General features: G+C 44.1%; 19 protein-coding genes. 9 read left to right on the top strand and 10 right to left on the bottom strand.

From position 1 onward, the window contains the following. Genes MNR06_RS08770 through MNR06_RS08755 form a run of 4 tightly spaced genes read right to left on the bottom strand, consistent with a single transcriptional unit; the run spans nucleotide 1 to nucleotide 3,812 of the window. A complete protein-coding gene (locus MNR06_RS08770; RefSeq protein ID WP_243535051.1) occupies nucleotides 1–1,110 on the bottom strand; it encodes a hypothetical protein in 1,110 nt (369 codons plus the stop codon). Next, nucleotides 1,098–1,559, bottom strand: a complete 462-nt coding sequence (gene mutT, locus MNR06_RS08765; protein WP_243535048.1) for an 8-oxo-dGTP diphosphatase MutT — start codon at nucleotides 1,557–1,559, stop codon at nucleotides 1,098–1,100. The genes MNR06_RS08770 and mutT overlap by 13 nt, the downstream gene beginning before the upstream one ends. After that, nucleotides 1,546–2,532 carry a quinone-dependent dihydroorotate dehydrogenase gene (locus MNR06_RS08760; RefSeq protein ID WP_243535045.1) on the bottom strand — a complete coding sequence of 329 codons (987 nt, stop codon included), beginning with the start codon at nucleotides 2,530–2,532 and terminating at the stop codon, nucleotides 1,546–1,548. The genes mutT and MNR06_RS08760 overlap by 14 nt, the downstream gene beginning before the upstream one ends. A 5-nt stretch (nucleotides 2,533–2,537) precedes the next feature. Further along, complete coding sequence (locus MNR06_RS08755) at nucleotides 2,538–3,812, bottom strand: Glu/Leu/Phe/Val family dehydrogenase (protein ID WP_243535043.1); 1,275 nt, start codon at nucleotides 3,810–3,812, stop codon at nucleotides 2,538–2,540. 74 nt (nucleotides 3,813–3,886) lie between these two features. Here MNR06_RS08755 and MNR06_RS08750 point away from each other — a divergent pair, with 74 nt between their 5' ends. After that, nucleotides 3,887–5,629 carry a hypothetical protein gene (locus tag MNR06_RS08750; protein WP_243535041.1) on the top strand — a complete coding sequence of 581 codons (1,743 nt, stop codon included), beginning with the start codon at nucleotides 3,887–3,889 and terminating at the stop codon, nucleotides 5,627–5,629. On the opposite strand, the gene MNR06_RS08745 is transcribed toward MNR06_RS08750, so the two are convergent. Next, nucleotides 5,624–6,526, bottom strand: coding sequence for an alpha-ketoglutarate-dependent dioxygenase AlkB (locus MNR06_RS08745; protein ID WP_243535038.1), 903 nt, complete (start codon nucleotides 6,524–6,526; stop codon nucleotides 5,624–5,626). The two genes, MNR06_RS08750 and MNR06_RS08745, sit on opposite strands and share 6 nt — an antisense overlap. 94 nt (nucleotides 6,527–6,620) lie before the next feature. Here MNR06_RS08745 and rfaE1 point away from each other — a divergent pair, with 94 nt between their 5' ends. The 3 genes from rfaE1 to MNR06_RS08730 all read left to right on the top strand — a co-directional run bounded on the left by rfaE1 (nucleotide 6,621) and on the right by MNR06_RS08730 (nucleotide 9,641). Beyond that, entirely contained in the window at nucleotides 6,621–7,649 is a 1,029-nt protein-coding gene (rfaE1, locus tag MNR06_RS08740; protein ID WP_243535036.1) for a D-glycero-beta-D-manno-heptose-7-phosphate kinase, read from the top strand. A 66-nt stretch (nucleotides 7,650–7,715) separates the two neighbouring features. After that, nucleotides 7,716–9,251, top strand: coding sequence for a phospholipase D family protein (locus tag MNR06_RS08735; RefSeq protein WP_243535035.1), 1,536 nt, complete (start codon nucleotides 7,716–7,718; stop codon nucleotides 9,249–9,251). A gap of 9 nt (nucleotides 9,252–9,260) precedes the next feature. After that, nucleotides 9,261–9,641: a DOPA 4,5-dioxygenase family protein gene (locus MNR06_RS08730; RefSeq protein WP_243535033.1), complete on the top strand. Its 381-nt coding sequence runs from the start codon at nucleotides 9,261–9,263 to the stop codon at nucleotides 9,639–9,641. On the opposite strand, the gene MNR06_RS08725 is transcribed toward MNR06_RS08730, so the two are convergent. From MNR06_RS08725 to MNR06_RS08710, 4 genes are read right to left on the bottom strand one after another with little or no spacing between them, the layout of a single operon-like run. Beyond that, on the bottom strand, nucleotides 9,631–11,199 hold the full coding sequence (locus MNR06_RS08725; RefSeq protein ID WP_243535030.1) for an exonuclease domain-containing protein: 1,569 nt from the start codon (nucleotides 11,197–11,199) through the stop codon (nucleotides 9,631–9,633). The genes MNR06_RS08730 and MNR06_RS08725 overlap by 11 nt on opposite strands. Continuing rightward, the gene (locus MNR06_RS08720) at nucleotides 11,196–13,559 is read right to left on the bottom strand and encodes an ATP-dependent DNA helicase (RefSeq protein ID WP_243535028.1); all 2,364 of its coding nucleotides are present in this window, start codon (nucleotides 13,557–13,559) and stop codon (nucleotides 11,196–11,198) included. Before MNR06_RS08720 ends, MNR06_RS08725 begins: the two co-directional genes overlap by 4 nt. A 1-nt stretch (nucleotide 13,560) precedes the next feature. Further along, nucleotides 13,561–14,634 carry a PA0069 family radical SAM protein gene (locus MNR06_RS08715; protein ID WP_243535025.1) on the bottom strand — a complete coding sequence of 358 codons (1,074 nt, stop codon included), beginning with the start codon at nucleotides 14,632–14,634 and terminating at the stop codon, nucleotides 13,561–13,563. 25 nt (nucleotides 14,635–14,659) lie between these two features. Then, a complete protein-coding gene (locus MNR06_RS08710) occupies nucleotides 14,660–15,859 on the bottom strand; it encodes an MFS transporter (protein WP_243535022.1) in 1,200 nt (399 codons plus the stop codon). Between the two features lie 267 nt (nucleotides 15,860–16,126). On the opposite strand from MNR06_RS08710, the gene rlmN reads away from it, so the two are divergent. Next, nucleotides 16,127–17,332 carry a 23S rRNA (adenine(2503)-C(2))-methyltransferase RlmN gene (gene rlmN / locus MNR06_RS08705; protein WP_243535018.1) on the top strand — a complete coding sequence of 402 codons (1,206 nt, stop codon included), beginning with the start codon at nucleotides 16,127–16,129 and terminating at the stop codon, nucleotides 17,330–17,332. Beyond that, nucleotides 17,332–18,240 carry a PfkB family carbohydrate kinase gene (locus tag MNR06_RS08700; RefSeq protein WP_243535015.1) on the top strand — a complete coding sequence of 303 codons (909 nt, stop codon included), beginning with the start codon at nucleotides 17,332–17,334 and terminating at the stop codon, nucleotides 18,238–18,240. The genes rlmN and MNR06_RS08700 overlap by 1 nt, the downstream gene beginning before the upstream one ends. Before the next feature lie 194 nt (nucleotides 18,241–18,434). On the opposite strand, the gene MNR06_RS08695 is transcribed toward MNR06_RS08700, so the two are convergent. Further along, nucleotides 18,435–22,295 carry a tail fiber domain-containing protein gene (locus MNR06_RS08695; protein ID WP_243535012.1) on the bottom strand — a complete coding sequence of 1,287 codons (3,861 nt, stop codon included), beginning with the start codon at nucleotides 22,293–22,295 and terminating at the stop codon, nucleotides 18,435–18,437. 199 nt (nucleotides 22,296–22,494) lie between these two features. On the opposite strand from MNR06_RS08695, the gene MNR06_RS08690 reads away from it, so the two are divergent. From MNR06_RS08690 to MNR06_RS08680, 3 genes are all read left to right on the top strand, one after another. After that, the gene (locus MNR06_RS08690) at nucleotides 22,495–23,829 is read left to right on the top strand and encodes a hypothetical protein (protein WP_243535009.1); all 1,335 of its coding nucleotides are present in this window, start codon (nucleotides 22,495–22,497) and stop codon (nucleotides 23,827–23,829) included. Nucleotide 23,830: 1 nt separating this feature from the next. Further along, nucleotides 23,831–24,973: a metallophosphoesterase family protein gene (locus tag MNR06_RS08685; protein WP_243535006.1), complete on the top strand. Its 1,143-nt coding sequence runs from the start codon at nucleotides 23,831–23,833 to the stop codon at nucleotides 24,971–24,973. Nucleotides 24,974–25,237: 264 nt separating this feature from the next. Further along, nucleotides 25,238–26,455 carry a glucose-6-phosphate isomerase gene (locus MNR06_RS08680; protein ID WP_243535004.1) on the top strand — a complete coding sequence of 406 codons (1,218 nt, stop codon included), beginning with the start codon at nucleotides 25,238–25,240 and terminating at the stop codon, nucleotides 26,453–26,455. Nucleotides 26,456–26,482 lie beyond the last annotated feature (27 nt).

Below are 26,482 nucleotides of genomic sequence, written 5' to 3'. Positions count from 1 at the left end.
TTATCTTAGATTATTTAAAGCCTTGTTGTACAGACGATTGAGTTCATTCAAGGACGAATCAATCACGTGACGGTCTTGCGCCAGTTGGTCTGATAAACTTTCAGGAACTCGTAAATGAGATTTCGCTAATAATCTCACCAGATCTCTTTGCAGATGATGATAGTCCAGGACCCAGCAATTCACGGCATGTTTCCACAAATCAGAATGCAAGCTGGTTTGTTTTGAATCCAGAATCAATGTGGCACTTGATTGAATGGCGCGCAGATAATACTCGGTCATTTCAACTGGGGTCAGATGTTGTCCTGCTAAGACAAACGCTTTTGAATTTTCCAAAAGCTGCTGACTGATTTGTGCCGATAAAAGTCCAGTCACGGTCCAACAATCTGAACAGCCAAAATCAGCCATCCATTTTGCGAACTTTTTTCGTTCCCTTAATGCCCAGTGAGAATAGCTTCCCCACAAGACCACTTTATACTTCTGCGCAAAAGCGCGGATGCGAACAAAAGTTTCAGAGTCTGGATCAAATTTGTCTTCACGAAAAGGAATAACCACATAGTCTTTATCGGCAAAGTGCTGGGCTAACGCGACTTCTTCGCCAGAGTAGACTTCGTCGTGAATTTCGTTTTTCAAGTCTAAAACCGGAGGCAAAATCCCGCGGCCCTGTCGAACAGATCGCACGTTCAGACCACGAAGCTGGCCCAATGAATCTACTGTTGGGCAGGTGACGATATCACTTTCTTCAATCAAATAGCGAACCGCATTGCCTCGGCTAAGTCCATGGCGGATGTGAAGCAATGACGTCGTTAAAACGCAAGAAGGATGGGATTTTGCAAAAGTTGAAAGCACCATCTGCGCGGCATTCATTTTATCTTCATCAAGCAAGATGTGCAGAATTTGCGGCTGTAAACCGAACAAGCCAGGGATGATTCTAATGCCTTCAAGCAGATTCCATCTTTTGAAATAAGCCATGAATTCAATGCCATTACTTTCAGGGGGAATTTCGCCGTAACTAGTAAGCAAGATGACTTCGTGTTGCTGGGCTTTTAAGGCCTGAGCAAGTTGCCAGGAGGTGGCGTCAACTTTTTTGCTAACTAGTATTACTTTCGCCATTCAAGTCCTAGAGCTTTATAAATCTTATGCAAGATTTTGCGATTGGCTTCAGGAATGTTTCGGTGTTTTAGTTCTTCAGGGTGAATCCACTCTAGCATCATGTGATGTTTCGCGCGGGGTTCGCCCTTCCAATATAATATTTCGTAAAACAAAATCAGGATACCGACATCACCATAGGAATGCGTACAAGCAAGTTTTAGTTCACCCACTTCGGCTTCAATTCCTAGCTCTTCGTTTAATTCACGGGCTAAAGCATCTTCAGGTGTTTCGCCAGACTCAATTTTTCCGCCAGGAAATTCCCACTGGCCCGCTAAAGAGTTATTTTCAGGACGCTGACCTACAAGAATTTTGCCATCTTTGCGCAAAAAACCAGCAACCACTGGAATCCAATGTCCTTTGCGGATTTTAGATTTTCTAGTTTTGCTTTCCACAGCGCTATCGTCCGTCATTATACCTTCTTGCTACGTCATGGAAAAAATGAGGTCCATGAAAAACTAAAGCAGAATAAATTTGAACAAGATCTGCGCCCATTTGCAATCTTTCAAAGACATCTTCGGGGGTCATAATTCCGCCTACGCTGACTAGAAGCTTGCCTTCGCGTTTTTGTCCTAAACTTTCTGTTGCGATTTTCAACGCACGTTTAGAAAGTTCCTTTAAAGGCGCCCCAGAAAGGCCGCCCTCTGCGGGGAAAGTGCAGCCAGCAGGTCGAGAAAGAGTCGTGTTTGTTAACACGAATCCGTCAACTCCCAAATTAGCCAAGTGCACAACAGTTTCTGACAAAACTTCTTCGCCCATATCTGGCGATAACTTCACCAGGACAGGTGTGGGTTCATAGCGAGAAACACGTTCAACAATAGGACTGATTAAAGAATCCAGATTCTCTTTGTTCTGAAGATCTCGAAGGCCCGTAGTGTTGGGACTAGAGATATTCACAACATAGGCATCTGCAAAAGGACGAAATTTATCGACTAGAGTCAGATAATCTTGAACAGCTTGATTGTTCGGAGTGTAGCGGTTCTTACCGATATTCACAAAAATCGGTGTACGATATTTCGGAGCGTACGAAGAAAGATTGTAAAAGACGTCGTCAGCGCCTTCGCTGGGAAAACCCATCTTATTCCACATCGCCTGAAGCTCTAGATCACGATCCATGATCTTACCAGGATTTGGATTTTGCGCGCGGGGAGTAACCGTTCCCACTTCAACAAAACCGCAGCCCAAAGCCCACCAGTCTTTCAAATTATCAGCATTTTTATCAACTCCGCCGGCGATTCCCAATGGGTTGGCGAAATGAAGTCCACGCCAGTCAAAGCTATTCCATTGCGGAGTTTTGCGACCGTGGATGAAAGAGTACAGAGGTAAAGCCAGTGAGCTCAGATCGTGAGCCCACTGGGGTGGTATAAGAAACCAAGGCTTGGACAAAGACATTATCTTGGATATAGACCGCGCAAAAGCATGGCTTTTTCAAGACGCTGAACAGATACAGCCATAGCTGCGTTTCTCATGTCGATGTTTTTTTCCTTCGATAAAGCATAACCTTTGTCGAAAGCTTTAGTGATAATACCTTTTAAGCGGCTATTCACTTCATCTTCATCCCAGAAAAGAGCCATCGTATCTTGAACCCATTCAAAGTAAGAAACGATCACGCCGCCACCGTTAGCAATAACGTCTGGAGCGATGAATACGCCACGTTTTGAAAGGATCTTTGTTCCTGCATTCGTGATAGGTCCGTTAGCACCTTCAACGATGATTTTAGCTTGGATCTTTTCAGCATTGTGCGTGTCGATTTGATTTTCAAGAGCACACGGGAAAAGAGCATCACATTTCACTTCAAGCAAATCTTCATTGCTGATTGGTTGAGCTTTAGGATAGCCCTTCAAGAATTTGTGAGCCTTTACGTATTCAACAACGTCAGCGATGTCTAAGCCGTCACCGTTATGGATACCGCCAGATACGTCACTTACTGCCACGATACGAGCACCGCGTTCAGCTGCGAATTTCGCTGCGAAAGAACCTACGTTACCGAAACCTTGAATCGCGATCGTAGAGCCCTTCATGTTCATGCCGCAAACTTCGAAAGCTTTTTCAGCAACATAAACAACACCAAGACCTGTTGCATGGTTACGGCCCAAAGAACCGCCGATTTCGACTGGCTTACCAGTTACAACACCAGGTTGCGCGAAGCCACCTTGTTCTTGAGAGTAAGTATCCATGAACCACGCCATAGTTTGTGGATCAGTGCCCACGTCTGGAGCTGGGATGTCTTTTGTTGGTCCAACAAAAGGTCCAATTTCAGAAGCATAACGACGAGTCAGGTTTTGTTTTTCGGTACGAGAAAGTTTAGTTGGATCTACGGTGATACCACCTTTAGCTCCACCAAGAGGAAGACCCAAAACAGAGTTTTTGAAAGTCATTAAAGCTGCAAGACCTACAACTTCAGAAAGGTCCACGTTTTGGTGATAACGAATTCCACCTTTGTAGGGGCCTAAAGTTGGAGAGTACTGAACGCGATAACCAGTGAAAACTTTAACGCTGTAGTCATCCATACGAACCGGTACCGATACAGTGATAGCGCGACGAGGACGTTTTAGGCGCTCAAGTACGTTCGGGTCACAGTTGATAATTTTTGCCGCTTCTTCGAGAGTTTGAATGGCGTTTCTGAAAAGAGGCCCATCATAAAGGGGCTCTATCTTGTGTTCCATGATTTGTGTCTCCTTAAAATCTCAGGCCTAAACTTTAATTAAGTAAATACTCAAAGTCACTCCGGAAAAAGGTGATGACTCAGTGGTTCTTTTTGGCCACAATACCCTTCATGCGTTGGTCTTGTATTTTATCTATCTGCCTTCTTACTTTTGCTTTATCCGCAAATGCGACAACTCCTCAACGAGCATTCCTAGAGCAATTTAAAAGCTCCCGGATCAGTTTTCCGCCAGAGAATTCACCGCTCCTTGGTAACAGCCCAGGGCGTTATTCTTATGCGCTGAACTTTGTATTCGAAAACCTGCTTAGCTGGACGCCTGATGGAAAGACTAAAGAAATGTCATCCCACTGTGTTCCGGCGGTTTGGCAAGAGCGCATGATGGATCCGCGTCTAGCAAAATCAGCGCAACTGCAAGGCGCGCTGGTGCAGAAATATTTTAGCGATTGTAAAGCCGATTTAAGTACTGGCGACACGGGATACTTTACGAATTTAGTCAGCATGATGTCCATGAAGTACCAACCGCAAGAGCATCCGTTTTTACGTCGCGTGGTTTTTAATCTTCCAGGAAACGTGAAACTGAAAGGCTTGTTAGCACTAAAAGGAGATTTCAAACGCCGACCGTTTGTGATCGTGCGCACAGGAATTTTTTCAAGTATCGAAGATTTTAAACCAGAGCGAGCTTGGTTGATGATGCTCTTTGAGCAATCGCCATTCAACGTGGTGATGGTTGAAAATATGTCCAGCTCTGATTTTGTCGCTAACAACTCTCAGTTTTCTTTTGGTGGTTACGACGAGGGAATTCAAAATCTTTTGATCGCTAAACTTTTGAAAAATCCAGATGAGCCTATTTCACAGATCGTTGATAGCGTGCACGTTTTCGGTGTGAGCTTAGGTGGGCATGGAGTTTTATTTTCGTCTTTGTTGAACAAGTACAACTCTGGCAAAACTCCGCTGATTAATAGCTTCACAGCACTTTGCCCGGTCGTGCAACTGCAACCTACAATGCTGAATTTGACCCATGGCGGATTTAAATCAGTGGTTGTCGATCTGTGGAGCCGCCAACGCCTTTTAGGTCTTGATCAAAAACTTCCTGCTTTGCTGACACATGACAATTTTGCTTTTCTTTCTAAGGCGATCACTGAGATCGCCAGAACCTACAAAGGTGGACTTTCTTATATTTCTTCAGTGCAGTTGCCGCCGGGAATGAAAGACGGAAATGATTTCTGGGGACTGAACGATTTCTGGAAATACTATAAAAATGTCGAAGAGCCTGTTTTGATCTATGCCACCCAAGAGGATCCAGCGGTTCCTTATTTTATGAATTCGCAGTTGCTTCAGAATAAAACTATCAAGTACGACAGCAAAAATATTCGCGTGATTGATTTACCTGAAGGCGTTCACTGCACATTGCCAATTCCCTATGAATGGAGCGCTTTTACTGGTTTATTTCAGTCCTACGTTCTATCCCATTCACCGAACTTTCAAATGTCCCAGCAAGGGCTTGAGGTTGAGCTATCAGATGATGAATGGGCAGGGTTTTTCGATAAAAACGTTAAACTTCATTTTGAAGTTCAAGAGCCAGGTAAAAAAGTGGGATTCGTTACCGTTGAAATCACTTTTGAGAACTCAAAAGGTAAAGAAAAAACCATGAGCTTAAGTCTGCCGCTTTCGCAGTTTGATTTCCGATTTTTGAATAAACAAATGCATCCGTCAGAACAAGAAATGATGGTTCGCTGGTTGAATCAAAATTTGAAACTGACGTGGGCTTTTGTGAAAAGCAAACCGGTTTTAAAGGCCTCGTGGCCAATCGCTTTATAGTTGGGATTTAAAAAATTCAGAGTGTTCGGCAAGCTTTTGCACGTAACCTTGCACGTCTTCCTTGGCTTCAGCCGGAAGGCGTGAAAAAGGTACGATGTGCTCGTCCGGAACGTATCTAAAGGTAAAATTAATTCTTCTAGTTTCGAAGTTGTCGATTTCATTAAGTGGGAAAATCGTGTCTTCTTTTTTCTCAACCCGTTGCACACGGTGAAACAGATGTCTCTTGAATTTATCGCCGCCAAAGATTTGTAGCGAGCTGTCTTCCAACCACTGTTGGAAAACGACATTGGACTTAGACTCCGTTCCACGGCTTGAAACAAACTGGAACAGCGCCTTTTCGCCAAAAGAAATTGAAGCCACCGGACCGGGTTCAAAATCCTTATGCTCACCCACGCGCGCACAGTCTAAGCGTTTGCCGTCTTCTTGAATCTGATTGCCATAATAATTGATCAAGCAGGTGTTTAAGTGCCACCCGCGAGGGATGTCTCGTTGTTCGTAACTATCGCGAACGATGGCTTCAATTTTTTGCACCAAATATTCTAAAATCGGCGGGTAACCTTCAGCTTGCACGCAGCGGTTATAGATGCCTTTTGGCGGATGATAGTAGTTCAGACAAGCAAACTGCCAGTTACCAAGCCAATAAACCGGGCGCAACAGGGGACGCTGTTTTTGATTTTCCGGCGGAGGATTATTTTTGGAATAACGCATTTCCCAGATTGGATAAAGCGTCTTTAGATAAGTCAGAATCTCTTGTTTTTCTCGGGCTGAAATAAACGCGTTTTTATAGATCAAATTGTGGGGCAAGGTCTTGGTTTCAGAAGGTTGTGACTTCTGAAAAAGCCCTCTTTTTGGCGGAGGGGAGCCTGATTTCGATGAAGAGCCCTTAGGTTTGAACATAGAAAGCCCTTTTACCATAGGCATCAGAGCCTAGCCAAGGAGAGTGACAGCAGGCAGCAGTTCCGTTACAAAGAAGCCTCAGGAGAATGAAAAAATGACAACACCTGTAAAGGCTCAAGTAGGTCCTCAAGATAAAGAACTTTTGGTGCAGCAGATTCCTCGTTTAAAGGGAAAAAAGATTCTTATTATCGGTGACGTGGGTCTTGATGAATACGTGATGGGGCAAGTTCGCCGCATCAGCCCTGAAGCTCCTGTGCCTGTTGTTGAAGTTGATGAAGAAGATATGCGTTTGGGCCTTGCTGCCAACGTTGCGCAAAACGTAGCAAGCCTTGGTGGCGAAGCGATGCTGGTTTCGGTTGTCGGTGAAGACACGGGTGCTGACCTATTAAAAGTTTTGGCAGCAAAAAGCGGAGTCAGCTGGGATTACATGATCGTTGATAAAGATCGTCCTACCACTCGCAAAACCCGCGTGATGGCAAAGCACCATCACATCGTGCGCGTCGATTATGAACTTCGTAAATATCTTTCTGCGGATGCCGAAGCCCGCTTGATTGCGACAGTTGAAAAGAACGTGGATAAAGCGGATTGCGTGATTATCGAAGATTATGCAAAAGGTGTTATTTCTCGCAATGTGGTCGAAAAAGTTTCTGCGATTTGCAAAAAGCATAATAAAAAATTGATGGTGGATCCACACCGTAACAATCCCGGTTCATTCTACTTGGGTGTTGATTTGATTAAGCCTAACTATGACGAAGCGGTTGTGTTGACGGGACTTGATTTTGACGATCTTCGCGACAATCCAAATAAGGTGGTCGAAGTAGGTCGTGCTTTACAAAAAATCACTGGCGCTAAAGAAGTTGTTCTTACCCGTGGTAAAGACGGTATGACTATTTTTTCAGATGACCATGTGACGGAAGTCCCAACATACGCACGAAAAGTGTTTGATGTGACGGGTGCCGGGGATACAGTCATTGCCGCTCTGGCTTTAGGTTTGGTTTCTGGTTTGTCACTTGTTCAGTCTTGTATGCTTGCAAACTATGCCGCTGGCGTGGTGGTTGGCAAAGTGGGATGTGTACCTTGTGAGATCCCTGAACTTATCGAATATATCCAAACAGCCCACTAGAATATTTTAAATAACATATGGCCTGTTTTTGGGCCTGTTTCGTAACCTGACATTATGAAGTTGGTGATGTCAGGTTTCTTCATACTTTGCCTTTCGTTTGTGGGTTGCAATGGTGTTCCTAAAACCTACATTTCACCAAAGGCCTACGCCATTAAAGAAACCTCTGACACCGTTCTGGGAAAGCTGCTAAGTCCCACCGTTCAAGCCCATAAAGGCAATTCTGGATTTGTTCCGCTTGAGGCTGGAACAGATGCATATAAGGCGCGAATCGTTTCCATTCAAATGGCCCAGAAGACTTTGGATTTACAATACTATCTTTGGGCAGACGACAGAATCGGTAAAGCCATGGGACATGAGGTAATCCAGGCGGCTGATCGCGGGGTACGCGTAAGGATTCTGCTGGATGATTTAAATTTAGGTCCTTACGAAGATGCGCTGCTTGCTTTAGATCGTCATCCGCAAATTGAAGTGCGCATGTTTAATCCATTTTCTTTTCGCAAAATACGCTTATTTGAAATTGTCCGGTTTCACCAAGCCCATCGCCGCATGCACGGCAAACTTATGATCGCCGATAATCAAACGGCCATCACGGGTGGAAGAAATATTGGTGAGCAGTACTTTACGGCCCACGGTGAAGAAAATTTCGGTGATTACGACGTGTGGGCTTTTGGTCCTATCGTGGGTCAGTGTTCTGATGCCTTTGATGAATATTGGAATAGCGGTTTTTCAGTGCCCATTTCTGTTTTAAATCAGCGTGAAATCACCGATGAAGATTATAAAAACCTTCGTGAAAGTTTTGCGTCCGCTTCTAATGATCTGCAAAAGTCATCCTATGCAAAGCAATTGGCAAGCTCTAGTTTAGATGCGGACTTTCGCGCGGGACGACTAAAAACTTATTGGGGCAGGGCGCAGATCTACTATGATTCGCCGGAAAAAATTGACCAGGAAAATCAAGATACCTACGACGGAAGAAATTTAAAAAAATATATGGAGGCGATGCCAATTTCACCTCCGACAAAAGAGCTCTTCATCGTTTCACCTTACTTTATCCCGGGTGCAAAGGGTGTTGAATATTTTAAAAACAAAGAAGCCAAAGGTGTGCAGGTTTCCGTTTTTACGAACTCTTTAGGTTCAAATGACGTCCCTTTAACTTTTGCTGGGTATAAGAAATATCGCAAACAACTTATCAGAGCGGGTGTCGATCTTTATGAACTTAAACCGCGCGTGACTCCGAAGGCTCGTAAATTTCGTTTGGTGGGAACCTCAGGAGCAAGGTTGGGTCTGCACGGCAAAGTTTTTATCTTTGATCGTCGTGCGATGTTTGTTGGTTCACTGAACTTAGATCCCCGATCTATTGAGCTTAATACTGAGTTTGGGGTTTTGTTTGAAAGCCCGGAGCTGGCTGATCAGTTTTTAAATAATGCCTTAAGATTCTTACCAGAACTATCTTATCGGGTAAGTCTTAATGATAAAAACGATGTGCAATGGAACACGGTCGAAAGTGGAAAGAGTATCGTCTTTAGCGAAGAACCCGACGCCCGCTGGTGGCAAAGCTTTCAGTCAGAATTTCTATCATTGTTTGTTCCAGAGACTATGTTATAAATCCTGGCCATGGAACGTCCCTACAAAGTAAATTCACAACTTTTGCCTGCTGGCTTCCCTCGGGAATTCGATGCGCATATCTATTTTTCCGCTGAACAAAGACAGCAAGCCGAAACCTTTCGTAAAGCCGCCATCGAACAATTTGCGGGTCTAAAAGTCTTCGTTGGGGAAATGATTCCTGAAGCCATTGGTCCTCATCCTGTTCCCATGTTTGAAATTAATTTCCCAAAAGAACTTTTTTCTGAAGTCGTTTTATGGCTTATGCATTCTCGTGGGGATCTATCTGTTTTAGTACATGAGCTGACAGGGGATGATCACTACGATCACACTCAAGCGGCACTTTGGCTAGGCGAAGCTGTCGAGCTAAAATATTCTGTTTTTAAAAAGTAATTTCTAAAGTTTCGTTTTTGGAACGCAGTTTGTTCAGTTCTGTATAAAGCACGGTCATACGATCATAGGTGTCGATACCAAGATTTTGCCATGAAGATCTTTGTTTTACATGCTGGCTTTGTGGCGCCAGCACTTGGCCGCCTTGAATCTTTAATTCCATTTTTTCTGCGATTTTAATGCGCGCATTTAATAGCTGAGTCAGCTTTTTTGTACGTAAATAGGTGGCAGCGGAGCGAATGAAATGACGTTCATACTTGTCGGCTAAGTCTTCCGCTGTGAGCTCGATTTCCACTTCTTCTTCATCTTCCGTTTCGGTGTCAGCTGCGGCTTCTTCAGGCTCTTCAATGATTTCTTCTTCCTCAGCTTCTTCGACTAACTTGCGATACCAGTTAAGGCCTACGGCAAGAACAGAGCGGACCGAACGAAAATCTTCTTTGCTGAAACCATGGCGATCACAAAACAAATCAAAACCGGCTTCAAGCAGTTCAGCATCAATCGGTTCGTAAAACATGTTTTCATCAAAGGATTGTTCTTTGACGGATTGGCTTAAACGCAAAACTGAATCCAAGGCCATGGCGTTTGAAAACGGACCTATTTGATGAATTTCATCAGCCACAGGACTTAGTGAAGTAAAATCTTCATTAAAGAAGGCAAGTTCCCTTCTGCCGACTTTTAAGCTGACATTGTACGGAGGATTTAAGCGTTTGATCTCGTCGGTCTCTAAAAGTGCTGATTCTAAAGGACTGCCAACAACCGTGACTTGCAAATCCCAAACTTGGGTCAGCATTTCAAGCTTTCGACTATCGCGATTCTTTTGCCCGCGGAAATAACTATTCACACGGTCATGAAGTGAAGTGGCTTTACCAACGTAAAGGACTTCGCCCCAGCGGCTTAGCATGCGGTAAACCCCAGGTTCCTTCGGAAGGCTTAAACGCTTTTCTTTAGGAAGTGGGTATTCGTATTTGACCCGGGCTGTTTTTGGAGTTTCGCTAAGCCAAGTGTTAAGATCGCTTAAAGAAAGAATGTTTTTTTCTGCTAGCAAACCCGTAAGACCTTGCCAGATCACTTGGGTGGCTTGCACGTGATTCGCAGCGCGTTTTAATTCCCCTGAAGGGCAGCCAAAGTAACCGGCCAGTCCTTTAATTCCTCGGGTCGGTAAGTTTGGTAAAAGTCTTTTTGCGATTTCGTGGGTGCAAAGAATTTGAAAAGGGAGTTCTTCTGTAAGTTTCTCGTAGGCATCAGCTAAGAACGGTTTTTCAAACTGAGCGAAATGAATGACCGCCACGGGATTTTCAAGGCAGTGTTCTTTAATGAAATCTTTAAGCTCAGCAAAAACTTGAGTGAAAGGTTTCGCCTCATTCATGTGTTTTTGGTAAATGCCCGTAATAAACTGAATACGGCGCGGAATCTCTTCGCCGTCGGGTTGTTCAACCAAATAACTTGTTACTTGTTCTGAAGATAAAACACCCCAGGCGATCTCTAAAATATTTCCTGACTCAGGTTTTGCCCCTGTGGTCTGCAAATCTAAAAAAAGAACGGGATGCTTTAACAGGCTCATGGCGTGTTTTCCCAAAAGTTTTTAACGTCAGCAAGAATTTGGCTAGAAACGAGTTCCTGTGGGGATTGATCATACCATCCGTCGGGCATTGTTTCAGCGTACGCATTTTGTAAAAAGCGTGAATCAAGCATCACAATTACACCGCGGTCTGATTCAGAGCGAATCACTCGGCCCGCAGATTGAATGGCTTTCGCCATGGCAGGGTAGACATAGGCATAATTAAAGGCTTTGTCTTTTCCATAACGGTTTTCATAATAGTTGCGGATCTGTTCACGTTCGAAGTCAAAGTTAGGAAGAGCCGGTCCCACGACAAATGCACCGATTAACATGTCACCAGGGAAGTCGACACCTTCAGAGAAAACTCCGCCTTGCACCCCCAACAACAATGTCGGATTGTTCGCAAGTTTCATTTCTTCTAAATAGCTTTGGGTCTGTTGCTGTTTCATTTCTCGTTCTTGCACCAGCACTTTGTAACCAGTGAGGCGAACCTTGCTTTCCACCAAGCGCATAAATTCAAAACTTGGAAATAAGGCAATGTAGTTCCCAGGTTTCACTTGAGTAATTTTATTAATCGTGTCAGCGATCTTACCGGCGTTCATTTGGCGGTCAGTGAACTTGGTTGAGATCTGCGGAATGATTAATAGCTTGCGGTTGTGTTTTTCAAACGGAGACTGAAATTCAACTTGTTTGGTGTCTAAATTCGAAAGACCTAAAAGTTCCTGATAATAATTAAAAGGCTTTAAAGTGGCAGAAAAAGCCACAACGTTTTTAAATTCCTTATAAGCAAGTTTTAGATGTTCCGAGGCATCACAGCAGGTGATCTTCAGCATTTCGGTGAAGTTGTTTTTTTGATAAGTCTGGAAGAACTCTTCGCCACTTAAAGTGATTGAGTTCACGAAATCGGACCACATATTGGTGAAGCGCAGAACCGGGTCTTGCGGCATGATTTCTACATCTGAATCCAGGTACTCCATCGTCAGGTCGCGAATATCCTTATCTAGTTCCATGAATGGATCTAAATCAATTTCAACGCGCCTATTGATTCCATCCTTGCCATAGGATTGAATGAGACGTCGAGCACGATGAACTAAAGCATTACCTTGAATAGAAAATGTCGCTGGAACCCTGATGAAGTCACGTTCAAGTTGACCTAGTTGTTGTAAAGAAAGGCTAGGCGAAAAATAGTCCTGGGATCTTGAAGGCAGGTTATGGGCTTCATCAATCACAAGATTTGCTTTTTCATTTTCTAAAAGCGGCGCTGAAAGTCGACCTAACAAACCACGTGGAGCAAACACGTAATTATAATCGCCTATGACAACATCGGCTCTTTCAATAGCTTCCACCGAAAGTTCAAAAGGGCAGACTTCGTATTCTTCACCCATGGTTTTAAGTTTGCTGCTGGTGATTCCACGCAGTTTTGCAAGCTTGTTAACCAAGTCGTTATCATAGATTTTTTTATAATAGTCTTTAGCGAATTCACAGTACTTGGGATTGCACAAAGGCTCAGCTTTTAGGCACATCTTGCTTTTTGCTGTGATGGTCAGACTGCGAACTTTGCATCCTTGCTCTTGGATTTTTTCCACAGCTTCTTCGGCAACTTGGTGCTGGGAATTTTTCGGAGTGACGTAAACAACCTTTTGCCCGCGAGCTAAAGATTCTTTTAAAGCTGGGTATAAAATTCCTGCGGTTTTCCCCAAGCCTGTTGGGGCTTGAACAAGTAAAGCACGGCCTTCTTCAAAGTTTTCAGCAACTGTCTCAACCAATTCCTTTTGGCCGCGGCGGGGAGCTGCGAAAGGGAAAGTCATTTCTTTAGAAATTTTTTGACGACGATCAAAAAGTTTTTCTTTGATCTTTGTTTCTGCAACCAACTCTTCAAGGCGCAGTTCTAGCCAAGCTTCATAACCTTCAATATCTAAATTTATATTAATGTCTTTGCTACGAAAGTTGCGTGAAGAAACAAGATGCAGATTTAGGCGGGGAACTTTTCCAGTTTCCTTAAAAAAGAAATATCCATAGGTGCGTAACTGCCACACATAAGGATGGTTGGGTTCTTTTAAAAGTTTGGCGTAAAGCTCTTCCACATCAAATGCGGATTTGATTTCTTCAATCAATGCGGGGTCTTCGACACAACCATCGGCGCGACCAGAAATGCTAAACTGATAAGGGCCTTTTTCAAAAATATAGGCTAAGCGCTTTTCTGCTTCATAGCCTTCATATTCGCGCATACGTTCACGTTGTACACGCACATGTATCTCTTGCCCGCTGACGGGCGAAGCACCGTAACCAGAGTGGGTTTCAATACTTCCTACTCTGGGAACAGGGACAGAGAATTGTTTTACATCAACGTGCACTTTACGCATATTACTCTATATTAAATTTCAATTGATCGCCGGGTCTTTGAAAGTGGGCGGTGGAAAGATTGAAATGTTTCATATTTAAATTATATTTGCGAGTATAAAGAGCGAACATCTGCGCCATTTGGTCAGCCCTAGGCCCTTCCCCGCGCATACGCGATCCAAACTGCGCGTCATTCAATTTGCCGCCCCGAATATCACGCACCGAGTTTAAAACCTTTTCTTTCTTTAAAGGCTGATGCACCTCTAGCCATTCTTCAAAAATAGGTAAAACAGAAGAAGGTAATCGCAAAGGTGTATATCCCGCCGAAGTAGCGCCCGCTTCACTGGCTGCTTTTAAGATCTGTGGCAATTCGTGATCGTTCAGGCCGGGAATACACGGAGCCACGTTAACACCAACAGGAACGCCGGCATTTGCCAAAGCTTCAATCGCTTGCAAACGAGCTTGGGGTCTTGAGGTACGTGGTTCTAAAACTTTTCCAAGTTCAGGATCTAAAGTTGTTACGGAAATATAGATTTTAATTCCATCGTATTCGATCATCTCTTTGAAGATATCGATGTCCCTAGTAATCAACGCATTTTTGGTGATCATCGAAACAGGATTTTTAAAATCTGCCAAAACGCGCAAGCACCCGCGAGTAAGTTCGTATTTTCGCTCTAAGGGTTGATAGCAGTCCGTAATCCCACTCATCATAATCACAGCGGGTTTCCACGATGGCTTCATTAAAGCCTCACGCAAAAGTTCAGGCGCTGTTTCTTTGATCACGATTTTAGATTCAAAATCCAATCCTGGAGAAAACCCCAAGTACTCGTGGCTAGGACGTGCATAACAATAGGCGCAACCGTGCTCACAGCCTCGGTAGGGATTTACCGAGAACTCAAAGCCGATATCAGGACTGTTGTTTTTCGTGATAATGGAGCGAGACGAATCCTTCAGAACTTCCGTTTTCAGCAAACTTTTTTCGGTTTCATAATTGTCGAAGTCTTCTTCGGTAGCTTCGTATTTTAAGGTGTCGTATCGATTGGTGACGTTGCTACTAGCTCCACGACCGCGAATGTCTTTTCGAAATTCACGCGCCATAGGCGGCTAGTATGGCACAGCTCTATTAGGGATGGAAGACCGTGGGACTAATATGAGGTGCCTTTGGTTTCACCTCGGGGCGAGTCGGCTTATGGAAGAGCGGTTTATAGCTGACAACCATAAGCAAAGAAATCACCACAAATGAGATACCCGCTAGTATCGCCGTTTGAATGCTAAAGACATCGGTCAGTTTACCAATAGCTAAGTGCATAAGAATTAAGACGATAGAATCCGATGCTTTCATATACGACACCGCAGCGTCTAGGTCGGTGGGAAATTCCGAGGACACCCAAGCAATCGACATTGGATAAAAAGGAGCAATTGTGAATCCCGTCAGAGCTAAGAAAAGCGGATTCACGTAGATACCCGCGGCAATACTTAGTCCTGTTAATATTAAAGAAGTTGAAAGCAAATACTGCGGCGATCTTCTGAAATGCAAAAATGAAAACAGTAAACGGCCCACCATCATAGATACGAAGAAGTAGGTGACGTAAAGGCTGGCAGCCTCTGTCGAAAAATTCAATGCTCTTTGCATGTAAAGGGCAAGACGGGAAGAGATCATAATCTCTGCAGCCACAGCGGAGCTTAACATAATCGCTAGGAAGATCTGCGGAGCTAAGTTTTTCTTTTTATTCGCCCTACGATCTTCTGACGATATTTCCACTTTTTTATGAAGGGATCTGTGTGTGGGATGAAAAGAATAAATTAGCAAAGCCACCGGAGCCAGCGCCACCGTCGCAAACACCCAGCGCCAATTCCCCGTCGCGGCAGCAATAGCCGCGGTTAATAACGGAGCTAGTAAGCTAGAAAGCCCATACATTGTATGCAGACCCGAAAGCATTCTTTGTTTACGTTGTGGGGTTGAGCCAATCGGAACCAGGATGTTTGGAATCAGACCCAAGATCCCAAGTGAAACACCCATCAGAAAACTGAATAACAAAAACACAGAGAACGCCGGGGAGGCGGCAAGTCCCACTAAAGCGATAACCATGGTTAGTGCTGCACCTTGGATGATTTGCAGGCGATCAAAACGGCGTAATAGCGAATGGGCGGCATAACTTGCAGCCAGCCCCGCAATACTGCTTAATACATACATTAAAGCGCCCATAGAGTCAGAAACGCCGAACTGTTTCATGATTTCAGGAAATAATGGCCCACGGACGTTGTCAGAAATGCCGAGAGTAAACAAGCTTGCGTAAGAGATAAAAATAAAAGGCCAAATCATGTCCTCATCTTAAAGGGGCCCCGCAGCCAAGACAAGGGCAACTAATTATGCGTGTTTTGCATCCCTATAGCCCTTGGCCCAAAATTTAGACAGCCTTGTAAGCATTTCCCTAAATGCTTGGCTATGTCGCTTAAACTGCCCCTTTCTACTAGGCAAATTACAGGAGCCTATGCTACAAACGGCGCCTACATATCCTTTAACCAACGGGACTAGTTTAAGGTCCCAGCTGTAATAAGCATGGCTGTAATAAGCCCCAAGGAGCCCAAGATGGAATTGAACCCAGTCACTAACGACTCTGTGTCGTCTGCCCCTTTTAATTATGCTGACGATAACGTCGCAAAACCTTTAGAAAATAAGCCCGTTAATTTTTATTCTCTGACATTGGAAGACCTTAAGGCTTACTTAAAAGGGAAGGGCAAAGAACAATTCCGCGCTCAGCAGATCTTTAAATGGGTTTATGAACAAAGAGTCACAGACCCCGAGCAAATGACAAACTTGTCTAAAGAGTTTCGTGCGTCTTTGCCAAGCATCCTGACTTTCGACCTTCCAAAAATTATTACTCACTTAAAGTCTGTCGATGGCACTCAGAAGATGCTTTTTGATATGGGAGCTGGCCAAAGTGTTGAGGCGGTATTGATTCCTTCAGAAGATCGCCTGACTTTGTGTATTTCATCTGAAGTCGGTTGCAACATCGGCTGTAAGTTCTGCTTCACCGGTAAACAGAAATTGAAACGTCGCTTACGTACTGAGGAAATCGTTGGTCAGTTCATGCAAGCGCATGATCGTCTTGGCGAAGGTCAACGCATTTCTAATATCGTATTTATGGGCATGGGCGAGCCGTTAGACAATCCTGAAGCGGTATTTAAAACAATCGACGTGATTCACTCTCCATGGGGGATTAATCTTTCTCGTAAAAAAATCACTGTGTCTACATCCGGTATCGTTCCAGAAATGTGGCGCGTGGCTGAAGCGAAGGTTCGTTTGGCTGTGAGTCTTAACGGACCTACTGATGAAATCCGTACGCAAGTGATGCCGATCAATAAAAAATGGAATACGACCGAATTGTTGAAGGCATGTAAGGACTATACCAATGCGACGGGCGATAAGGTCACTTTCGAATACGTCTTGCTTAAAGGGGTAACAGATCAAATCGAGCACGCGCGCCAATTGGTTAAATTAGTTCACGGTGTTCCATGCAAAATCAATATCATTCCATTTAACGAACACCCAGGTTCAGGTTACGAGCGTCCTTCTGACGAAGCTGTTGAAGCCTTCCATACAGAATTGATCCGCTTAGGGGCGCATGTTCTTTTAAGACGTTCAATGGGACGTGATATTTATGCGGCTTGCGGTCAATTGACCAGCCAAGTGCCAAACAAGCCAGATTCTATGGACATCTCCAATTCTAAATTGGCGGGTCTTCCAAAATATAAACGTGAAATGTTAGCCAACGCTGCACAGGAGCAACAATAATGTCTGAAATTTTAGTAGTCGGAAGTTTAGCTTATGATTCAATCCAAACTCCATCTGGAAAAGTGGATCGCGCCCTAGGTGGTTCTGCGAACTATTTTTCTTTGGCAGCTTCATTGTTTTCAAAAGTGCGTGTTGTTGGTGTTGTCGGTGAAGACTATGATCAAGAACACTATGAGCTTTTAAATAAGCGTGGTGTTGATCTTGGCGGTCTTTCTAAAGTTCCAGGGAAGACTTTCCACTGGGCAGGTTCTTACGAAGGTGATCTTAACGAAGCAAAAACTTTGAAAACAGAGTTGAACGTTTTTGAACACTTCAATCCACAATTGCCAGAGCATTTCAAAGATTCTTCTTTTGTATTCTTGGCTAACATCGCTCCTGAATTGCAATTACAAGTTCTTGAACAAGTGAAACAACCTAAGTTCGTTGGTATGGATACAATGAACTTCTGGATTTCTATTAAAAAAGACAAGTTGGTTGAAGTTCTTAAAAAAGTAGATTTAGTTTTAATCAACGAAGGTGAAGCTAAAATGCTTACTGGCGCTGCGAACGCTATCTCTGCAGCTCCATTGTTAACGGCATTGGGGCCTAAAGCTGTAGTTATCAAGCGCGGTGAGTATGGTTTTGCAATGTACACCAAAGACGAAGGTTACTTTATCCTTCCTGCGATGCCGATCCCTACGGTTGTTGACCCAACGGGCGCTGGTGATACTTTCGCCGGTGGATTCTTTGGTTATTTGGCTGCGCAAAAAGAAGTTCCAACGATTGCTAACTTGAAACAAGCGTGCATCATGGGTTCAATGATGGCCAGCCACACTATCCAAGATTTCTCAGTCAACGCGCTTTCTAAAGTTACGCTGGGGGATCTAGAGAAAAGACTTTCGGAGTATCGCAAAGTCATTACTGTCTAGGTCGGTCGCCGATAATGGCCCAATCGACTGCGTTGTGCGGTCCTTCTCTTCGCTGCAACGTACCCTACGGGTACGCCTCCGCTACGGAAGGATCCTCCGCCTTGCGCTTGGACCATTCTCGCCAACCTCGGTTAATGACTTCGAATTTTAAAGCCCCTTACGGGGCTTTTTGTTTTTGTATTTAGATTTTTTTGTTATTTGCAGAATGGGGCTTTTGAGTCTTTGGCGCAGAGGTAGTCTTTAAGCATTTTGTTTTCTTTTTTCAGATCTGCGATTTCTTTATCTTGGTGTGTGTTTTCAGTTTTTATTGAAGCGATTTGACGACCTTGTGTTTCGAGTTTGGCTGCTAATGCATTCCATTGTTTCTCTGAAGCTTTACACAAGCCGTAGGTTTCTTTTGATGCTTCGATCAATGGCGCCACTAACTTACTGTAAGCTACTGACTTATAGCCGTTCGCATCTGTTGTTACTGCTTCTGGGAAGATGGCTTCTACTTCTTGAGCGATCACACCGATATCAGCTTCGCGATCAGCTGTTACCACTGGCATCTCTGTTTTCCAGTTGAAGTGAACACCGCGCAGGCGGCTTAATTTTTCATTAGCATTTTCGATGTTGTGAACATCACGTTTGAAACGCTTATCAGAGGTCGTATTCCAAGCCGTTGCTAAGGCTGAACCATTCACAGTTAAAAGTTGGGTTGGGCTAGTGGTACCAATTCCAACATAACCATCACTTTCACGAATATGGACTTTGCCGGGGTTAGTACCATTCGTGTTAATAAAGAAGCCTGCACCATCTTCGTAAAGAATGCGGCCTCTATAGTCAGCAGCTAAGTTAGTGCTTCCTTTAAAATCGATGAAAGAACTTCCGTCATTACCACTGGCGATCTCAAGCCCACCATCAGATGGGGAGGCAGTGAAATACCCGTTTCCGCCCATAGTATCTTGGACGTGAAGGCCTGCTTGTGGAGTTGTAGTACCGAAACCGACTTTCCCATTTGAATCAATGAGCATACGCACGTAACCTGCGGTGTCGTCCTGGATCACAAAGTGATTTGAGGTATCACCCCGAACGGCCATGGCCCAACTGCGCAAAGTGTTTTTCACTCTCACTACAGCACTTGCCGAAGTCGCATTTGTATTTTCAACTAAAAGATTCACAGCTCCACTGGCTGTTGAACCTGATACGTGAAGTTTTTCCGCCGCTGTGGTTGAACCAATACCCACGTTACCATTGGCTTCGATTCTAACCCGGTCTGCATTGTTGGAAACTAACTTGAACGGGTGGTTTGAAATTGTGCCAAGGGCAAGAGTTGCACTATTTTGTTCAAATTTGGATTGAAACGAATTAGTAGAGTCTGCGATATATAGACCGCTTGTCGTACTGTTGTCGATACAGATACCTGTTCCACCAGCAGAGCAGTTTGCGGTTGCGATACCGGACACGGTTAGCTGTTTAGTTGATTGAGGTGTTGAACCACCAAAGGAAGCTTTACCGTTTGTATCGATGATGAATCGGGCAGCACCAGCGGTGTTGTCATAAACGCCGAAAGACCCTGCGGCTGTCGGGCTTCCGCCAGAAGAGTAGATTCCATAACTCTTTCCGTTAGTTGCTGTGTTAACAACGTTGATTCCAGTGTTGGCAGTGCTAGCACTTTCTACCTGTAACAAACTTGTTGGAGCAGTGGCACCGATACCAACTTTACCTCCCGGCATGATTCTCATAGCTTCGCTTAAAGTACCTGCTTGAGCTACTTGGAAGCGTAAAGAAGAATCAACAGACGTCGCCCAGTTGGCTTCAGCAACACCCGTAATCTGTGCACCATAGTTGAAGGCCGTCGAATAGCCCTTACCCGCAATACTTAAGAAAGTGTTGCCGCTTAAGATCGCCGTTGGCGCAGCGGAAGTACCTCGTGCTTTTTGCATCATGAAAGACGGTGAAGTGCTATCGGCATAAGTGACGATGCGCACATCATCGTCATACTCATTAGCCGTGTTTTCACTTTGTATATGAAGTCGATAAGCAGGGGCGTTGGTACCGATTCCAACATATCCTGCATTATAGTAAGTAGAAGTACCGTTTAAGGTCCATTGACCTAAAGTTGAAGGTAATGCACTTGCTGGCAAGCGTCCGCTACCATCAAGCAGGGCTACTTCATTGGCACCAGTACCAGCAGCTTTAGTTGAAGCCGTTCCCAATCCAGAAACTTGAGTGTTAGCGATAGCGATGTTTTGACACTGGAATTTATCAGTGATGGAACTCCAGTTCATTGTCTGCGCGGCCGTACAAGAAGCGATATCAAAAGCACTGCCGCCTGTAGAGTTTACGAGCTCACTTAATTTCACGAAGTTCGCGGTCCATTTACTTGTCACACCATCCCATTTTAAAACTTTGTTTGCAGCGGGGGCCGCAGAATCCACGGCATAACCTTGAAGTTTTGCGACTGTTGGACCTGGATAAGAACCACTTAAATCACCACTGGCACTTCCTGTTGGAGCCGCGCCCGTAGTTGCAATAGTGATAGAGCCATTGCCATTAGTAACTGAAATGCCTGTACCGGCAGTTAGTGTAGCTTTAGTTAAAGTATTCCCGGTGGTGTTACCAATTAACAATTGACCATCGGTGTAAGTCGATTGGCCTGTACCACCTTTCGCAACTGACACAACAGTTGAAAGGTTAGCAGGATTTAAATTCGTCAAAGCAGAACCATCCACAGCAGGCAATTTTGCGGAACCATCTAATTGCACAATTTGGTTGTTCCCGGTACCTGCATTCACATTCAAAGTAACAGTACCTGAAGAGCCCCCACCTGTTAAACCAGTTCCCGCAGTTACACCAGTAATAGTACCAGCATTTGAACTATCAGATGCTGGCGCCCACTTAGATCCATCATATTTTAAAACCTGACCAGTTGTTGGAGCTGTTGTATCTACCGCAACACCTTTAATTTTATCAACAGTGACTGCGCCGATCGCACCACTGACGTCCCCAGCAACTGAAACGTTAATCGCCTGACATTGAAAAGAGCTTGAAACAGAATTCCAGTAAGCCGTTTGATGAGCAGCACAGTTAGCGCTTCCCACAGCAGCGTTAAACGCAGCCGTAGTGTGCAAACCAGAAATAGTCGAAGTTAGGTTCGTCACATCAGAAATCGCAACCGCTACAGGAGCCCAATCAGTCCCGTTGTATTTCAAGAAATAACCATTTGTAGGTGCAGTGGAAGAAACCGCAACGCCTTGAAGTTTTGCTACACTTGGATTTGGGTAGGTACCGCTAAGATCCCCACCCGCAGTACCAGTCGGTGTACGAGCATTGGTGAAACGCGCGTCGTCACCTGCTGCCACAGTATTTGCAACCGAGCCGACATTTAAAGTTAACGCTGGTGTTGAAGTGCCATTAGCTACAGACAAGTAAGAATTCGTAGAAGAAACCGCTGTAACAGTACCACCACTTGCGCCAGTGACAGGAGCACATGAAAAATTGGTTCCATCAAAAGTTAAAAAGCTATTCGCAGGGCATGAAGTGATATTGTTTTTTAAAACAAAATCCGCAGCGACATTAGTGCCTAGGCGTTCTGAGGAATAACTAAAACCCGCATAGGGTACAGATCTAATTTCATTATCCGGTGAAATCGTCTTCCATCCTGATCCGTCATGGAATTTCACACGCAGCTTACGTTGATCACCGGCAGCGGCGTTATATGTCGATCCGCCATCACAAGTGAAAATGGATGAGTTATTAAATGAATCTAAAAGATTAAAAGTGCCAGCGGTAGGATAGCTTCTTGTGCCCCCACCAATTGGCACGTCAAACACGCCATTTGAGTTGGTCATGTCGACGTGATCGACTTGTTCACGATAGATGATACATAAACCATTTGGACTGGTGATTTCAAATTGGAAGCTCACATTGGAGTATTCCAAAGCTGTTCCATCGGTTTTTAAAATGCGCCCTTGATAAGTCAGTGCTTGCGGTGATGCCAAAGCATCCTTAGCAAAAAGAAGAGTAAACAGAATTAAGCCCGCCATTAACGTGCAAGTTTTAGCTATTTTCATAACTAATTTATCGGAATGTTTATGGATTTTCCTAAGTAATAAGGCCTTTTTTACATCAATATAATAGGGCGAACTTAGTGACTCAGATTGAAACAGAATGCCTCGTTCGGAACTGGCACCTAGACTTTGATATGAATATCCAAACATGACTCTTTTATCCTTAAGGGCGGCGTCCGAAATTCCGATATTTCAAAGAGATATGAGCAAAAAGAAAAAGAAATCCACAGCTGCAGACAACCTGATTGAATCCTTGATGGACGACCTTAAGGATATTCAAGCTGAGTCTTCATACCGTTCAGGTCATGAAGAGGAGGACTTTGACGGCTTGCCAACCTTAGATGGTGATGACCACCGTGTTGATAAAACAAATATCAGCACCAATATGTGGGATCAGCTTGAACAAGGTTTAGAAAAAGATCTTGAAGTTCCAGAATTTTCAGCCAGCTCAGAATCTTCTGAAGAAGATCTTGGTGAAAATACCAGCAATTCTGATTTTGAAATGCCCGAAGGCTTCGGTGATTTGCCACCTTCCGAGCGCTTTATGGTGGGAACTCCTTCTGTAGAGGAAGATTCAGTCTATAAAGGTCCATCGATGGATGGCGGCTATCAATCAGCAGATGAACTGTTCTCTCCGCCTGCATTTGATGGAAATAATGCGTTCGATGGTAATAACTTTGGTAGCGACAGTTCCGACGAGTCGACTCGTCCTGTAATGAGTGAAGATTTTGGTAGCAGCGGCCAAGGCGAAGATAAAACAGTTTCTATTCAACAAGACTTTGCAGTGACTTCGACGGCAGCTAGTGATGCTGAAAAAACAGTCGCAGTAGATGGCTTTGCCAATGCCCGCGTCGGTGGAAGAAAATCCGCTGAGGTGGATGTTAAAGTCAGTGTTGGAAGTTTCCGTGGCAGTCGTGGTGCAGCGAACGTAATGACTTCAGTTGATGCAAGTCTTGCGCAAGCTGAAAACTTAAAGATCGCCCAACAACGTATCTTAGAACTTGAAAAAGAAGTGGAACAGCTTCGAGCTGACAATGAAGAACTGGCTTCTGCTGGTGAAATCATTCAAAGCAGAGCAGATGATCTTGGGGTTCGAATCACTGCTTTAGAAAAAGAAAAAAGCGAAATTCAAGAATCGGCGCACAGTGAATTGCTAATTCTAAAAGGCAATTTGCAGTATAAAGAAAATGAAGTTAGCAAAGCCCGCATCAAAGTGGACGAGCTAGAGACTCGACTTAAATCTGATTTTAAAAAGATTCGCGTGCGTGAAAGAGAGCTAGAAAATCGTCTAGAGCTATTGCGTGCCGAAAAATCGGCCCTTGTTCGGTCTAAAGATGAGTATATTTTAGAACAAAAAAGAAAGATTGATCAGCTTTCACAGGAACTCGATAATTATCGTAAGAAGTGTCTTGAACTTAACAAGACCATCGAGGCAAACCAAGACCAGGTTAAACGTACTGAGCGTGCGTTGCGCCTGGCCCTTAGCAACTTAGAGGCTAAAGAGGAGAACCTCGTTCCGCTGAAGAAAGCTGAGTAGAATGGATGCTACCTCTCCAAGTGAAAACACCGACAATGCCGTTCCGGTAGCGAAACCCGCGCCTGTAAAAAAAATTAAAATTATTATCAGTGACCTTCATTTGGGGAAAGGCCGTCTTTTAGAAAAAGGCGGTATCAACTCCCTAGAAGAATTTTATTATGGGGAAAAGTTGGTGGAGTTCATTCACTACTATTCCACAGGTGCCTATCGTGATTACGAAGTTGAACTGATCATCAATGGTGATTTCCTTAATTTTCTTCAATGCGATTACAAAGGACACTTCCTTTCCGTAATCACGGAAGCCGTCACCCTTGAAATTTTCAAAGACATTGTTAAAGGCCATAAGAATGTTTTCGATGCCTTAGCAGAATTTGCGGCGAAACCGGGAAACTCTATCACGTATATCGTCGGCAATCATGACCAAGGGATGTTGTGGCCTGCCTGCCGTGCTTACTTAAATCAAGTTATCGGTACCCCAATTCGTTACAAGAATATCGTTTATTTCTTTGATGGCGTTCACGTTGAACATGGTCACATGCAAGAAGCTGCGAACCGCATGGATCCTAAAAAGTTTTTCTTAAAAAAAGATCTAGTAGAGCCGATTTTGAATTTGCCCTTTGGTTCGCATTTCTTTTTGGAAGTCGTTTTAAAGATCAAGGAAGAATATCCCCACGTAGATAAGATTCGTCCGTTCGGAAAAATGGTTCGCTGGTCTTTCATGAATGAAACAAAAGTGATGTTTAAGGCTTTCTTTATGGCCTTAGCTTATTTCGCCAAAAGCGCTTTCATTAAGGATCCCCGCAGGGCTTGGCCTTTAAAGCGTATCGTGCAAGTCATTGCTGAAAGCGCCATTTTCCCTGACTTAAGTGAATCAGCGCGTAAAATCTTAACAGATGAACGGGTGCACACCGTAATATTTGGTCACAGCCACGTTTATCAATATCGCCAGTGGTCAGAAAATAAAGAGTATTTCAATACAGGTACTTGGACAGAAATCACTTCATTAGACATCGTTTCGCTAGGGAAAATCACCAAATTGACCTACGTACTTATCGAATACCCCGAAGATGGCAGCCGCCCACGCGGACGCTTGAAGGAATGGAAGGGGTACCACAAGATCGAAGAAGACGTCGCTATTTCTTAACGGTCGTCGATAAGGGCCCATCTGACTGCGTTGGAAACCTCTTGTCCTCGCTCCGATGTGGCGCTACACCTGCGCTGCGGGAAGAGGCTTCCGCCTTGCATATGGACCCTTCTCGCCAACCTCCGTTTCAGTTTTTTTATTCTGGCTCATCGCGCTTGGGACGCGCTTCGCGTTTTAGTTCAGTAACGTTTTATAATGTTATTCTGCTACAATTTTTTGTTTTTTTGAGGGATGATCGGGGCATTCTTTAAAGGGGCACGTTGTATGTTAGAAATTACTCAATCTGGGCATAAAATTGATTCTTCTGTTTTGAAGGCTTGTGAAGAGTCTTTGCAAACTTTCTTAAAACGTAAAGATATTGGTTTTCCTCAATTGGTTGAAAGAATTTCTTTATGGGAACAATCCTATTCTGCTGGTAAGGAATTTAATCACCGTTTTAAAAGACTTGTGATTGTGGGACTTGGTGGAAGCTCTTTGGGCAACCGCGTATTGGCTGAAGTTTTCCGCGCCAAGAATCTTTTCTTCATCGACAACGTTGATGCTCTTGAGTTTGAAACTTTGATTGAAGAGCTGGGTGATCTTCGTGAAGTAGGTTGGGTTTTCATTTCTAAATCGGGCACAACAATCGAATCACTTTGTGCACTCGAGTTTATTGATCAAATTTACAAACAAGAAGGCTTAACAGTTGCAAGCCAAAGTTTGGTGATCTCTGAGCCTAAAGCAAACACTCTGACTGATTGGGCAAAAAAGAACTCTCTAACTATCTGTGAAATCCCGGTGGATGTTGGTGGTCGTTTCTCGATTCTTTCGCCGGTAGGTATGATGCCTGCGGCTTATCTTGGTTTAGACTTAGAAAAAATCCGCGTCGGCGCAGCGATGGCTTTGCAAGATACAAAGTTGGTTTCTGAAACCATGGCTCAAGTGGCACAAAGCTTTAAACGTGAAGAGTGGATTACTCTTTTATGGTTCTATAATTCTCGTCTTAAAAACTTCGGTTCTTGGTTTCAACAACTTTGGGCTGAATCATTGGGTAAAAAAGCGGGCCGCGATGGTGGCGCTGCGACTCGCGCAAGTACACCGATGTGGGCAGTTGGAGCTTCTGATCAGCACTCGATCCTTCAGCAAGTGATGGAAGGTGCGAAAGATAAGTTCGTGATGTTCATGCGTGTGGAAGAATCAGAAATGGGTTCGCAAAAATTGGCTAAATCCCAATTTAACGAAACTGCGGATCTTCAAGGTCGCACTATGGGCGAACTTCTGAAGGCAGAAGCTTTGGCAACTCAGGAAGCCTTAGCTGAAAACGGCATTTCTACGATGACTCTTAAGACTAAGGTCTTAGATGAACAAACTTTGGGATACATGTTTATGTTCTGGGAACTTGTTGTTGCTGGCATGGGCGAGTACATGAAAATCGATGCCTTCGACCAACCTGGTGTTGAGCTAGGCAAGAGACTAGCCAAAGCTAAATTGAAGAAAGCTTAATTGTCATTCGTTAGTCGCTAGCTTTAT

The sequence above is a fragment of the Bdellovibrio reynosensis genome (assembly GCF_022814725.1).
GTDB classification, from domain to species: domain Bacteria; phylum Bdellovibrionota; class Bdellovibrionia; order Bdellovibrionales; family Bdellovibrionaceae; genus Bdellovibrio; species Bdellovibrio reynosensis.
The sequence above is the reverse complement of the archived record's forward strand: the minus strand, read 5'-3'. Positions and strand labels throughout refer to the sequence as shown.